This is a genomic window from Staphylococcus sp. GDY8P85P (assembly GCF_017892405.1).
GTDB classification, from domain to species: domain Bacteria; phylum Bacillota; class Bacilli; order Staphylococcales; family Staphylococcaceae; genus Staphylococcus; species Staphylococcus borealis.
The window spans coordinates 16,676-30,739 of the sequence record NZ_JAESLA010000032.1; the positions used below are offsets into that span (position 1 = coordinate 16,676).

Annotated in this window: 13 protein-coding genes and 1 pseudogene; 5 read left to right on the plus strand and 9 right to left on the minus strand. The window is 32.5% G+C overall.

Annotated features, from left to right (window positions below):
* Positions 1–289: 289 nt before the first annotated feature.
* Both KA828_RS07725 and KA828_RS07730 read right to left on the minus strand, forming a co-directional pair.
* Positions 290–1,360 carry an Ltp family lipoprotein gene (locus KA828_RS07725; RefSeq protein WP_210125968.1) on the minus strand — a complete coding sequence of 357 codons (1,071 nt, stop codon included), beginning with the start codon at positions 1,358–1,360 and terminating at the stop codon, positions 290–292.
* Positions 1,361–1,547: 187 nt separating this feature from the next.
* On the minus strand, positions 1,548–1,805 hold the full coding sequence (locus KA828_RS07730; RefSeq protein WP_053030271.1) for a hypothetical protein: 258 nt from the start codon (positions 1,803–1,805) through the stop codon (positions 1,548–1,550).
* A 217-nt stretch (positions 1,806–2,022) separates the two neighbouring features.
* On the opposite strand from KA828_RS07730, the gene KA828_RS07735 reads away from it, so the two are divergent.
* Positions 2,023–2,772, plus strand: coding sequence for an amidohydrolase family protein (locus KA828_RS07735; RefSeq protein ID WP_210125969.1), 750 nt, complete (start codon positions 2,023–2,025; stop codon positions 2,770–2,772).
* A gap of 176 nt (positions 2,773–2,948) precedes the next feature.
* A complete protein-coding gene (locus KA828_RS07740; protein ID WP_011276862.1) occupies positions 2,949–3,197 on the plus strand; it encodes a GlsB/YeaQ/YmgE family stress response membrane protein in 249 nt (82 codons plus the stop codon).
* A gap of 270 nt (positions 3,198–3,467) precedes the next feature.
* On the opposite strand, the gene KA828_RS07745 is transcribed toward KA828_RS07740, so the two are convergent.
* A complete protein-coding gene (locus KA828_RS07745) occupies positions 3,468–3,701 on the minus strand; it encodes a hypothetical protein (RefSeq protein WP_053030269.1) in 234 nt (77 codons plus the stop codon).
* Between the two features lie 454 nt (positions 3,702–4,155).
* Here KA828_RS07745 and KA828_RS07750 point away from each other — a divergent pair, with 454 nt between their 5' ends.
* Both KA828_RS07750 and KA828_RS07755 read left to right on the plus strand, forming a co-directional pair.
* Complete coding sequence (locus KA828_RS07750) at positions 4,156–4,785, plus strand: LysE family translocator (RefSeq protein WP_210125970.1); 630 nt, start codon at positions 4,156–4,158, stop codon at positions 4,783–4,785.
* A gap of 23 nt (positions 4,786–4,808) precedes the next feature.
* Positions 4,809–5,387, plus strand: coding sequence for a histidine phosphatase family protein (locus KA828_RS07755; RefSeq protein ID WP_210125971.1), 579 nt, complete (start codon positions 4,809–4,811; stop codon positions 5,385–5,387).
* Between the two features lie 71 nt (positions 5,388–5,458).
* On the opposite strand, the gene KA828_RS07760 is transcribed toward KA828_RS07755, so the two are convergent.
* From KA828_RS07760 to KA828_RS07780, 5 genes are all read right to left on the minus strand, one after another.
* The gene (locus KA828_RS07760) at positions 5,459–6,085 is read right to left on the minus strand and encodes an NDxxF motif lipoprotein (RefSeq protein WP_107630348.1); all 627 of its coding nucleotides are present in this window, start codon (positions 6,083–6,085) and stop codon (positions 5,459–5,461) included.
* Positions 6,086–6,221: 136 nt separating this feature from the next.
* Complete coding sequence (locus KA828_RS07765) at positions 6,222–7,907, minus strand: hypothetical protein (protein WP_210125972.1); 1,686 nt, start codon at positions 7,905–7,907, stop codon at positions 6,222–6,224.
* Positions 7,908–8,091: 184 nt separating this feature from the next.
* The gene (ahpF, locus tag KA828_RS07770; RefSeq protein ID WP_210125973.1) at positions 8,092–9,615 is read right to left on the minus strand and encodes an alkyl hydroperoxide reductase subunit F; all 1,524 of its coding nucleotides are present in this window, start codon (positions 9,613–9,615) and stop codon (positions 8,092–8,094) included.
* 14 nt (positions 9,616–9,629) lie between these two features.
* Positions 9,630–10,199, minus strand: a complete 570-nt coding sequence (gene ahpC, locus KA828_RS07775; RefSeq protein ID WP_053030264.1) for an alkyl hydroperoxide reductase subunit C — start codon at positions 10,197–10,199, stop codon at positions 9,630–9,632.
* 437 nt (positions 10,200–10,636) lie between these two features.
* The gene (locus tag KA828_RS07780) at positions 10,637–11,416 is read right to left on the minus strand and encodes a 2-keto-4-pentenoate hydratase (RefSeq protein WP_210125974.1); all 780 of its coding nucleotides are present in this window, start codon (positions 11,414–11,416) and stop codon (positions 10,637–10,639) included.
* A 157-nt stretch (positions 11,417–11,573) separates the two neighbouring features.
* On the opposite strand from KA828_RS07780, the pseudogene nfsA reads away from it, so the two are divergent.
* A pseudogene (nfsA, locus tag KA828_RS07785) lies at positions 11,574–12,330 on the plus strand (oxygen-insensitive NADPH nitroreductase).
* Positions 12,331–12,420: 90 nt separating this feature from the next.
* On the opposite strand, the gene KA828_RS07790 reads toward nfsA, so the two are convergent.
* The gene (locus KA828_RS07790; RefSeq protein ID WP_210125975.1) at positions 12,421–13,809 is read right to left on the minus strand and encodes an L-cystine transporter; all 1,389 of its coding nucleotides are present in this window, start codon (positions 13,807–13,809) and stop codon (positions 12,421–12,423) included.
* Between the last annotated feature and the right edge of the window lie 255 nt (positions 13,810–14,064).

Genomic DNA, 14,064 nt, shown 5'->3' on the forward strand with positions numbered 1-14,064 from the left:
AATTTTACATTAAACACTAAGTTGTACTATATCAAGAAAAGGGAGTGGGACAGAATTCTTTTAAAATTCGTCGTCCCACTCCCAGCTTGCTTTGCTTGTAGAATTTCTTGATGAAATTCTCTTTGCTGGGGCCCCGCCCGCAAGGATGACTAGAACTGAGAAAAGCTTGATTTAAGCGCCTTCTCAGTACAGTCAGCTACTGCGAATTTGCAAAAATAGCTTCATTATATTATTTATGTCCCAGCCTCTTTGATATTATAAATACTAATATTTTATTGTTATTAAATCATTATTTTAAATGATCAACGGCATACTGTGCTTCTTCTTCAGTAAATTTGAAACCATCTTTAGAAGACAACATATCCTTAATATCTGATTTAGAAGTATCGCCATCTTTAGATAAAGATTTTGCTCTTTCTAGTGCATTCTCTTTGTAGTCTACTTTTACATTATCGGCAGCATATTTTGCTTCATCTTCTGTGAAATCGTCGTATTCTACTAACTTATTATAAAGTTCACTTTTTGATTCGATAGAGTCTTGCATATATCGTTGAGCATTTTTTAATGCATTCTTTTTAAAATCCGTCTTCAAATGATTCATTGCGTAATCTGCTTCATCTTTCGTAAATTGACGCCCATCTTTAGACGTAAGTTCGTCTTCAAGTTGCGATTTTGAAGAATAAGATTGTTCACTGATATGTTTTGCTGTTTCTAACGCATTTTCCTTATAATCAATTTTTGCATGCTTCATTGCATAATTTACTTGTTCATTAGTAAATTGACCTGAATTTTCATCATTTTTAAGATAATCGGTTAGTTCTTTTTTCGAAAAATGTAAGTTATCACTACTTTCTTCTGCTGTTTTTAACGCATTTTCCTTATAATCTACATCTTTTAAATGATTAACGGCATATTTAGCTGTACTAGAATTAAATTTATCACCACTACTAGAAGTCAATTGGTTATAGATACCTTTTTTAGACATGTACATCGATTTAGCATAAGTTTCAGCACGTTGCAAAGCTTCTTCTTTATCATTCCCTCCAGCTTTACGAGAGTTACCTTCGTGTTTGGATTCATGCGTTGCATTTTCACTATCACTTGATGAAATTGAGTCTGAGACTTTCATAAAAATCACACAAGCTGCTAGTACCAATATAATTAAAATAACTAGACAGCCACAACCGGCGCCACATCCAATAAGCCAATATTTCCCTTTATTAGAACTATTGGAATCATCGTTTTGAGTTCTTTCATTATTACTCACATTTTCATATTTATCTTGATTATGTATATTGTTTTCTGGTGATTGTTCTTGGGATGAATTTGTATTATTTGGTGGCTCTTCATTAAATGCCATTAATTGGTTAACACTAATTACAATCATACATAAATTAAAATTTACATACAATAGATATAAAATTTATTTTGTGAAATTAATTTAAATTCAAGTCATTATATCGCAATTAATTTTATTTAAAACGAAAATTATGATAAAAAAACCTGTCATATACTAAATATATAGTATGACAGGTATTTAATAGAAATTATAAACGAATATCGATATCGTCAATTTGCTGTTGATATTCTTTGTATTTACTTTCGACTAACATTTGATAAGGCGTGTCGAAGAAGTCTGCAAGAATCATTGCATCTTTAAACTTAGGTTCGTGTTGGTGATTTTCCCATTCCCATAATTGATGGGGTTCATAATGTGTACCATATTTTTCGTTAATTAATTCAGTTAATTCGTTAATTTCAAGATTTCGTTTAGTTCTTAAATTAAAAAGTGTATGTGAACTCATGAAACATAACCTCCTAAAATTCAAGTTTGAATTTAAATTATTTTTTCTTACTTTCCAAGTTTATTTATTATAAGTAAGTTTTTTTAAGTCTTTTATATATAACCTAAGTTATTTTACTATACTAGTCCTGTTCACAATAATTATCAAGTCTTTTAGTTGATAATTATTAATTATGTTATCTTTATTTCAAGAAATATAAATAAAGAGGGAATTTATAATGAAACTATTTGATTCGCATTTTCATATCATTGACTTTGATTATCCGGTTAAAGAGAATAATGGCTACATACCCCCATCATTTAAGGTTAATGATTATTTAAATCATACTAAGCAATTAAATGTTGTAGGAGGTGCAATTGTATCAGGGTCATTTCAAGGGTTCGATCAAGATTATTTAATAACGGCATTAGATCAACTTCAAGGACAATTTGTTGGGATAACGCAGCTACCTGCATCGACCTCTGACGATGAAATTTTTCGATTAAATGATAAAGGGGTTAGAGGTATTCGATTTAATGTTAAGCGCGGTGGGTCTGAAGATATAGCGCTTATCAAGACGTTTGCGCAAAGGGTATATGATTTAGTTGATTGGCATACTGAAATTTATATTGAATCTAAACAATTAAAAGACTATCAAGAAATTATAAGCTCATTACCCCAAGTAACAATCGATCATCTCGGCTTGACTGTAGAGGGCTTTGAGGATTTAAAAACGTTAGTTAAACAAGGTGTTTATGTTAAAGCAACTGGATTTGGGCGTATAGAGATAGATCCCATTAAAGCCATTGAGAAACTAATTGAAATTAACCCTGAGGCCATTATGTTTGGTACTGATTTGCCCTCTACTCGAGCAAAGCGTCCTTTTAGTGAACAAGATATTGAGTTAATTCAAAAGCATTTTGATGAAGAGACACAAGAGAAGATCTTTTATAAAAATGCATTGAAATTTTATAGAATTTCAGAATGAAAATCGAATTTGTAGTAGTGGAAAACGAATATATAAATTATCCATAATTTTTATAATGAGATTTGATATAAGTTTAAATAAAATACAATAAAATTATATCCTAATGTTTATTCATATTGATGTGTGGTATATAAAAGAAGTATACAAAAATAGAAGATGTAAGGAGAGTTCTGAATATGGGCTTTATTGTTATGTTAATAGTCGGAGGATTAATCGGCTGGGTTGCCGGTATGATCATGGGTAAAGATATCCCAGGTGGTATCATCGGTAACATCATCGCTGGATTAATCGGTTCAGCAGTAGGTAGTAAATTATTAGGTACTTGGGGACCTGTATGGGGTGGCGTACCAATCATTCCAGCACTAATCGGTGCAATTATTGTTATTTTCGTTGTTTCTTTAATTTTAAAAGCATTAAGAAAATAAGAGTAATATCTAAAACAGTCTGGGATATAAATAGTATAATAATGCTATTTAGCAAATTCGCAGTAGCTGAATGAACTGAGAAGGCGTTTAAATCAAGCTTTTCTCAGTTCTAGTCATCCTTGCGGGGGTGGCCCCAACAAAGAGAATTTCACTAAGAAATTCTACAAGCAAAGCAAGCTGGGAGTGGGGCCCCAGCAAAGAGAANNGCTGGGAGTGGACGACGAATTCAAAAGAATTCTGTCCCGCTCCCTTTTTTAGTTTAATGAAATTTTAATTAATTAAAGCCTGATGGTTATGAATATCTTCAAAATCATAGTTCTTTATAATCTCGCATCCTAATGGATGTCTGCCATTATCAACATGTTGATTAACTTCTTCTAGTACTTCTAAAATTTCATATTCTGGTGTTTCAATATTAAATGAATATCTAAATATATGTCCGTGATCAGATTTAACAGTTGCCATGAGTTCGTCATTAATCATTTTATAGCCTAGCAATTCCATTATTGATTCCCCCCAATAAGTGTGATTACTTAGTTATAATGTAGCATGTAAAAATGCATGATGACAGTAATTTTACTTAAATGCTAATGATTATCATTTCGGTGTTTATTTTGTGAGGAATATTAGGAAAAGGGATTAAAATTGGGCATAAAAAGAGGGTGACGTCGGGTTAAGGCGTCACCCAGGAGTATTATGTTCATGAATATAAAAGACTTTGTAGTTATTATTAACTACACCCTTATACTACCATGTAACCGACCATAATGACAATGAAAAGTACTTAAAATATTAAAAAATTTCGTTTAGTTCTATGATTTGTAAAAGTCGTATTTAAGTTAAGTATTAAACGCTAAAGGATCGTGCTACTTTTGAAATTTTAGACTACCCGTAGACTTACATTTACAATTTAAGTATGCCATAATCTATATAATATTAAATTGAAGTGGGTGTGTATATGGAAGGCATCTTAACCTTTATTACTATTACGTTACTTATCATTATAGTGCCTGGTCCCGATTTTTTAATTGTTATGAAAAATACAATCCATTCGGGTAAAGTAAATGGGGCAATGTCAGCATTCGGTATCACTTCTGCACATATCATTTATTCGTCATTAGCTGTGTTGGGCATTATATATATCCTTACAAGTTTATACTACATATTTTTGATCATTAAAATACTTGGTGCGTGCTATCTAGTGTATTTAGGCGTACAAAGTATTCGCACCGCACGTCAGTCGATGAATTTTAATACAACTCGTATTGGCGTCGATGATGTGAGCTATTTTACTTCGTATCGTCAAGGCTTTATAAGCACTATTTTAAATCCTAAAGCACTACTGTATTATGTGAGTGTTTTACCTCAATTTCTATCAACTGGTGGTATTGAAGTAAAGTCACAAGTAGCCATTTTATCTATAATTGTCATCATCGTTATCTTAATTTGGTTTTTATTCTGTGTATTTGTATTTCAATATATTAAGTTACTATTCAGTCAACCGAAAATAAAAGCTACATTCGATTATATGGTAGGTATCATTTTAATTGGGTTATCCATTCATTTATTATTAAGCAAGAGTAGTTAAATTAAAGTAAAGGATTGTAGTATATGAAACTATATTTAGTGAGACACGGTGAATCACAATCAAATTATGACAACAAACATAAAAGAGCATATTTTTGTGGTCAATTAGATGTACCACTAACTAAAAAGGGTATTGAGGGTGCACAAAATTTAGAAAGTTATTTTAAAGAAAGACAAGTTGATCACGTCTATGTATCCGACTTAACGCGTACGCAAGAAACCTATCGCTATATCTTTCCTTATGAGATACCGACGACAATTACGTCATTGCTTCGTGAACGTTCACTTGGTGTGTTTGAGGGCGAGTATAAAGATACGTTAATGCATGATGCGAAGTATCATCGTTACTTTAATGATACGGACTATAAAGATTTCCGTCATAGTTTCACTCAAAAAGCGCCTGAGGGTGAGAGTTATAGAGATGTGTATCATAGAGTTCATCTATTCTTTGAACAATTGAATCGTCATGATGATAAAACAATTGTGATTGTAGCACATCAAGTCGTTATTCGTTGTATATTTGCATATTTCAATATGATTGATGAGGATGAAGCATTAGATTACAATGTCGACAATTGTAAGCCATACTTTTTAGAAATATAATATGTATGAAAATAATTGTTTAACAATTAAAAGAGTCCAAACCACTTATTTTAACGGATTGGACTCTTATTTTATTTATCTAATACGTCAGATTTAATATTTTTATCATCTAGGAATTTTTGGATTTTATCTTGTTGTTTACCATTCACATCACCTGCATAATGCGTAGGCACATCGACGACATTAATTGTATTTTGAGGTTCATAATTAAGTTGCTCAATACTCTTATCTACATCCGCAATCGTACTATTTAAGGCGTGGAAGTAGTTAATAATTCGCTCCGTATTTTCTTTATAACCAGAAGGTAACGTATTGTTTTTTACGAAATCTTTGAAATGTATATCGTTTTTAATGGCTAAATTTGATAAGTTGCTAAGTTTTTTGGCTTGTTCATCCGTAACGTGTGTTTGACCTGTACTTTGACGGTCAATTTGGCTTTGCATTACATATTTATTATCTAAAATATCACTATTTACATCTAAATATTTTTTAATGGCTTTATTCATTTCATCTTCAGTTAGTTTTTGATTCTTTTTATCGGAAGTGAAAATATCGCTCTCTTTCAACGCTTTAGCATTTTTAGGTGCATTAACACCATTACTATGGTGGTCTGTTGAATCATTATCCTCTTTAGGTGCACAAGCACTTAATGTTAGTAATAATGATAAAAAGAGACCTATTATTAAACTTTTCTTCATAGGTTTCTAAAATCTCCTTTATTAGTAACGCAACTATAATTTTACATAGTAATAGATTATCATTTATTGAAAAATAATTGAACGTTAAGTGCTTAAAATCACAATTATCTATGAACAATTTGTGGCATTTATCCATCTACATATTTTGTATTTCTACTATTGTATTACCTTTTGCAAACCAAAGTCTTAAATGAGTCCAAACCTGTTCTACTTGCTTGGTTAGTTTATCCTCGGGAATAGGGTACAGCATATCTCCTGCAATCATAACTTCAATAGCCATAATCGCTTCATCTAAGTCTGAAGATGAACGTAATTCGTGGAATAACATAGTCATATCCGTGTGTATCTCTTCTTTATCATCAGTAGTGAAGTAGTGTTTTATGAACGTTTTAAATTCTTTAATCACTTTGTCCGCTTTATAATATTCATGGACATCGAAAGAAAGTAACTCTTTTAATGTTTTTGGTTCATAATAATCAAGATCTAATAATTCAACATAAGTTGGGTCAATATAATGTGCCATTACTGGATGGACCAAATACCCTTGCTTAATAACTGTGAAGTGATGCATGTTTAAAGATTGAATATGGAATTTAATTTCATTGATTGATTTTGATATCTTTAATAATCGTTTTAATAATTTTGAAACGAATTGCAGTGACACGACACCATATAAATTTGTTGCTGCAGTATAAAATCTAAATAAGGTAATTTCTTTATCACTTTTATTTTGATCCTTCATTTCGCTTATTTTATATTCAACATGTGCTTCTTTTAACAAATTATTAACACTATTCGTAAATGTAGAATCTAGAAATTCATCGCTTAATAATTTTTCTAAATCATGCTCATCGATGTTTTCAACGCCCATATCTATAAGTTTGTTAATATGATTGCTATTTACATCGAATAAAAGATTCAATTCTTCATCAATATAGTCATCTTCATCTAAGAAGGGGACGTCGTTATTAATAGTCAGTAAATCGGTCAAAAGATTATCTAGCCCACCAATATCATTCACATATTGTGAAAAATGATTCATAATATCCTGTGGTATGATAATAACTTCGCTACGTATATCAAATCTTAAAATAAATAGATGTCTTTCTAAGATCTGGAAATCCATACCTAAGTATGCATTTAATGCATTGAAGTCATAATTCGTATTAACATTTTTACCAGATTTATATGTATCTACAAAGATATCTAGTATTCTACGGGGCATTCGTGCAAGTTCCTGTTTTAAAATTGAAAAATCTCGGAAGAAAGCGTCATTTATTAAATCAATAATTGAGGCCTTTTTCTTATTAGAGAAGCCTTTAATTTTATAAGAACGACAAATATCTTTTAGACTTTCTATATTATATTCAGCCATTTCCTCTTTAAGAGAAACGTTTTTATACTTTTCAATTGCTGTATATTGCCCATGAAGTTTCATAACGTAATCTTCTTCTCTGATGGTTTTTGGTGGAAAATCAGGGTACTTTTTGTTTAAAACCACTTCGTTCAACATAGTCAGTATGAGATTGTTTACGACAAACGTATCTTCTTTTACAAATGTAACAATGCCATATTTATAACAAATAGGTAACTTTTTTAATTTTCTCTTATTAATTAGAATAAGTGATTCACCATTTTTTAAAAATGTACTAATATAATTTTTCTCAGATTGACTCATCTCATTGTAAAGTCGCGTTAATGTTTCGGGTTGTGAAGCAAGTTCAAACAACATATCTGCTTTGCTGTAATAAGATGGTGGATTTACAAGTTGCTTCAAGTTACTTGTTTGTTCCTCTGAAATTAGGGATAGCGATTCATGCATAAAGAAGACCTCCAATGTTATTTATCTGTATAAGTTTAGATTATCATAGATAATATAAAAGTCACACAAAAACAGAGACCCTTACATGGGTCTCTGTTATATATGAAGATATTTGATAGGTTAAGTGGTTGATAGGGATAAGAAGCAAGGTCATAAAAACCTTACACCTATCCTTAAATAGTAATTAATTTCTAATGATATAATCGAATGCATTTAATGCCGCATTGGCACCAGCACCCATAGAAATAATAATTTGTTTATTTTTTTGGTCAGTAACGTCACCAGCCGCAAATATACCTGGAACGTTTGTATTGTTATTACGATCAATAACAATTTCGCCACGGTTATTTAATTCTACTGCGTCACCAATCCAATGTGTGTTTGGTACTAATCCAATTTGTACGAAGATACCATCTAAGCTTAATTCTTTCATCTCGCCAGTAGTTAAATCTTCGTAACTAATACCAGTTACATGATCTTCACCTAATACTTCAGCAGTTCTTGCATTCGTGTGAATGTCTACGTTTGATAGTGAACGTAAACGATCTTGTAATACTGTGTCTGCTTTAAGTTCTGATGAATATTCAAATAAAGTAACATGTTTAACAATTCCTGCTAAGTCGATAGCAGCTTCAACACCAGAGTTTCCTCCACCGATAACTGCAACGTCTTTATTTTCGAATAAAGGACCATCACAGTGTGGGCAGAAAGCAACCCCTTTATTAATTAAACGATCTTCACCAGGAATGTTAAGCTTACGCCAACTTGCACCTGTTGAAATGATAGCAGTCTTAGTTTCTAAAACAGCATCATTTTCAAGTGTGACACGGATGGCTTGATCTGTCTTCTCAATATTAGTAGCACGGATGCCTGTCATTGTATCAATGTCATATTCATCAATGTGTGCTGCGAGATTAGCTGAGAATTGAGAACCTGTTGTTTCTTTTACAGTGATAAAGTTCTCGATACCAGCAGTATCATTAACTTGACCACCAATACGGTCGGCAATAATACCAGTACGTAGTCCTTTACGAGCAGTGTAAATGGCTGCACTACCACTAGCTGGACCACCACCGATGATTAAAACATCGTAAGGGTCTTTACCTTCGAATTCAGAAGCGTCTTGTGTACTGCCTAATTTAGTTAAGATATCTGAAATGGTCATACGTCCATTGCCAAATTCTTCACCATTTAAGAATACTGCAGGAACAGCCATGATATCTTTTGATTCTTCACGGAACACAGAACCATCAATCATCGTATGCGTGATATTAGGGTTAACAACGCTCATTAGGTTTAATGCTTGAACAACATCAGGACATTTTTGACACGTTAAACTAACGTATGTCTCGAAGTTGTATTTACCTTCTAAACCTTTAATTTGATCAATGATAGATTGTTTCTCTTTAGGGGCACGACCACTAACTTGTAAAATTGCTAATACAAGTGAATTAAATTCATGACCTAAAGGAATTCCGGCAAACGTGACACCAGCTTCTTCATCAGGTTTGCTAACTGAGAAACTTGGCGTACGTTTTAATTCTTTTTCTACGATTGTAATGTGCTCAGACATTTCAGCGATTTCGTCTAAAAGTGCTTTAAGCTCTTTAGATTTATCATCAGAACCGATACTTGCTCTGAATTCTACATCGCCTTCCATAAGTCCTAAAAGTTGCTGTAATTGTTGTTTTAAATCAGCATTAAGCATTCTTTAATGCCTCCTTAAATTTTACCTACTAAGTCTAATCCTGGTTGTAATGATTCAGAACCTTCTTCCCATTTAGCTGGGCAAACTTCACCTGGATGTTGACGTACGTATTGAGCGGCTTTGATTTTATTTACTAATGTGCTTGCGTCACGGCCAATACCATCTGCATTGATTTCAGCTGCTTGAACAACGCCGTCTGGGTCAATAATGAATGTACCACGTTGAGCTAATCCAAGTTCTTCGTCTAATACGTCGAAGTTACGAGTGATTGTTTGTGAAGGGTCACCAATCATTTGATATTGGATTTTGCTGATAGCATCTGAATGATCATGCCAAGCTTTGTGTACGAAATGTGTATCAGTTGATACTGAGAATACATTTACACCTAAGTCTTGTAATTTGTCATATTGGTTTTGTAAATCTTCTAATTCAGTTGGACATACGAATGAGAAGTCAGCTGGGTAGAAACATACGACACTCCAAGAACCTTTTAAATCATCTTGGCTTACTTCTTTGAATTCGTCGTTTTTAGGATCATAAGCTTGCGCTGTGAATGGTAAAATTTCTTTATTGATTAAAGACATAACTTAAATTCCTCCTGATTATCGTGAATATTAATTAGAACTACATAATAATAATTGCTTGTTTATAATAATTCTAATTTCTTAAGTATTATTATTACATGCTATTTCTTATTCGTCAACTTAATGCACTTATAAGTGATAAAATGCTGTTTTAACATTGTTTAAACAGGTTTTTTAACACATCGTTAAGAAAATGAAGAAGTGATTAATTTTTAGTTTTTAATTTGAAAAATAGGTGTCATCATTTCTTCTGAATATCAATTAACCTTTTTCATTCTCAACTATGCATATATTTTTGATCATACAAAATAAAATAAATATAAAAAGAACGGAATGAAACCACATATAGTATGAAGATTTCATTGTTCCGTTCAATAATAATGAATAGAGTGTATAAATAATTTATTTAAGACTCAGGATAATGTTGGAACGTATGGTTAATCAATGACTTTAACTGTGACTGACCCTACTTTGTCATAGTCAGCAGTATACGTACCTTCTTCTAATTTTAAAGGAGAAATAAAGGTTCCAGAAGAAATAAATTGTCCTCTTTTTAAAGATTTGCCATGAGAATGTAATTTTTTATTTAACCATTTCACGGATTCAATAGGGTTTCCAAGCACTTCACTAGAGTGACCAGTTTCAATTTGCTGATTATCTTTGAATAATTTTAAATCAATATCTGCGAATGCTTCATAATCGAGAGGTGTGATACGTTCGCCCACTACGATGAGTCCTGTAGCAGTATTATCAGAAATCAAGTCACCTAGAGTGAAATTAGGAAACCAATCTTTATAACGTGCATCTGGGATTTCGATTCCTGGTGCGATTTTCACACTTTCTAATATGGTTTGCGTGTCAGCATCTTCAGGTAAGTCAGCAGTTAATTCAAAAATAATTTCAGGTTCTAATAGTGGCGCAAATAGTGTAGTGAGTGATACGCCATGACCATTTTCTACAACTTGATGAGATAAAATTGTACCGTAAGCTGGTTCGTTAGTATTAGCGATGGCTTGAGTTGCAGCACTTGTCATACTTACTTTATAACCTTTGATAGGAACTTGCTTCTCAGCTTGGATTTGCTGAATAAGATCATCTTGTGTTTGATAAGCTTCAGGTTCAGTGAGCGTGTGTGTGTTACTTACAAATTCAATAGGTTCCTTTGACATATATGCTTGAAATAAGGCGTTTGATACTTCTTTATTTGCTTGGATCATGCTATCTCTCCTTAAATATCTGAAAATTGTTACTATTATGATAACTATAAAATGACCATCATGCAAATGGTTTATGGAAGATAAGTAATTCTTTATAAAAGCAAAATAAAAAATAAATTGTTACGATGTAGTCAATAGGATTGAAGGAGTGGATACAATGACAGACTATGTTTACGATTTAATGAAAAAAACACCATTCGGTAAGACAATTTAAAGATAAACCGCTAAGTGATGACACAGTTAGAAAGTTGGTAGAAGCAGGTCAGAGTGCATCAACATCTAGTTATTTACAAACATACTCAATCATTGGTGTAGAAGACCCAAATATTAAAGAACAATTAAAAGAAGTATCAGGACAGCCATATGTTGTGGATAATGGCTATTTATTTGTCTTTGTTTTAGATTATTATCGTCACAATTTAATCAATGAAACTGTTGATTTTGACATGCAAACTTCTTTTGAATCAGCAGAAGGGTTGTTAGTAGGCGCAATCGATGTGGCTTTAGTGTCTGAAAATATGGCTTTGGCTGCAGAAGATATGGGTTATGGTATTGTTTATTTAGGTTCACTACGAAATGATGTTGGTCGTGTTAAAGAAATTTTAGATTTACCTGAATATGCATTTCCGTTATTTGGAATGGCTGTGGGAGAACCAGCAGAGGACGAGAATGGTGCACCTAAGCCACGTTTACCGCTTGATCATGTATTCCATAAAAATGTTTATAATAGTAATGCGAAAGAACAAAGAGAAGCAATTCAAAAATATGATGAGACAGTTAGTAACTATTATAAAGAACGAACGAATGGAAAACGCCAAGAAACATGGTCAGAACAAGTCGCTGGGTTCTTAAGTGGAAAAACACGTTTAGATATGTTAGAAGAATTGAATAAATCAGGATTAATGAAGAAATAATTGAGTTTTTAATAAAGAAAGCGTAGCTAACGATTACAATGGTTTGAAATAAACACAGTAACGTTTGAGCTACGCTTTTTAAAATATGAATTAATTTGTTGATAAATCTCCATATTCGTTTGAGTTAAACTTATCTTTGTCCATATTACCAGTCAGCTTAGCTGTACCAGTACCTGCTAATATTGAATCATTAACGTTCAATGCAGTACGTCCCATATCGATAATGGGTTCGATTGAGATAAGTACCCCTGCAAGTGCTACTGGAAGGTTTAAGGTTGATAATACGAGGATAGATGCAAATGTTGCACCACCACCGACACCAGCTACACCAAATGAACTGATAATAACAACGCCAATTAAAGTAAGTATAAATGGTAGATCAATATCTACGTTTGCAACTGGTGCCACCATGATAGCTAGCATCGCAGGATAAATACCTGCACAACCATTTTGACCTATGGATAAGCCAAATGATGCTGAGAAATTAGCAATCCCATCTGGTACACCTAATCGTTGCGTTTGCGTTTGAATGTTTAATGGTAATGCACCCGCACTTGAACGAGAAGTGAATGCGAATACAAGCACTTCGAATGTTTTCTTAACGTAACGAACTGGATTGATACCCATAATTGCTAATAATATTAAATGGATAATGTACATTGTGATTAATGCTGCATATGATGCAATCATAAATTTACCTAATGTCCATATCGCTTGGAAATCACTTGTAGAGATTGTTGATGCCATAATCGCAATGATACCGTATGGTGTGAGTCTTAATACAAATGTCACGATAGACATGACCAATGAGTAAATTGCATCAATACCACGTTTTAATAAACTACCACTTTCCGGTTGCTTGCGAGCCACACGTAAATAAGCAAAGCCTACGAAAATCGCAAAGATAACCACTGCAATTGTAGACGTTGTTCTCTGACCAGTGAAATCTAAGAATGGATTACTTGGTAATAATTCTAGAATTTGTTGTGGTAACGTATTAGCAGTTATATCTTTCGCTTGATTACTAATTTCGCTTCCTCTTGAATTTTCTGCACTGCCTAAATCAATGCTTGAGGCATCGAGGCCAAATACAATGGCATAAAAAATTCCTACGATAGCAGCAATAGCTACAGTCCCAATTAAAAACATAAAAATATAAGTACCGATTTTAGCGAATTTATCACCAATTTGTATTTTACTGAATGCTGATACGATTGAAATGAAAATCAGTGGCATTACAATCATCTGTAGTAATGCAACATAGCCATCTCCTACAATACTGAACCAATCTGTAGTTGTTTCGAGTACTTTAGAGTTGGCACCATAAATGAGATGTAAAGCAATTCCAAACACGATGCCCAATCCTAATGCGGTAAACACTCTTTTAGGAAATGAGACATGTTTTTTAGCCATTATAAATAACCCAATTAAGAATACAATCATAATGACAATATTAATAACTGTAAAAAAAGTCCCCATAATGAATCTCCTTATAATATTCTAATTCCGACATACTTTATAAGGATAATACTATTTATTTTATATTTCAATACTTTGAAATAAAAAGTATAAATTATAAGTTTTTGAAAAGACACAATAGCTAATTAAATTAAAATAATTTAAAGTTTTAAAGGCTCTATAATAAATTGTACTGATGACAAAATTCATCAGTCCAATTTTTATGTTTTGAATACAAAAATGGCGCAATCACCTCTATAATTATTAGTAACCACA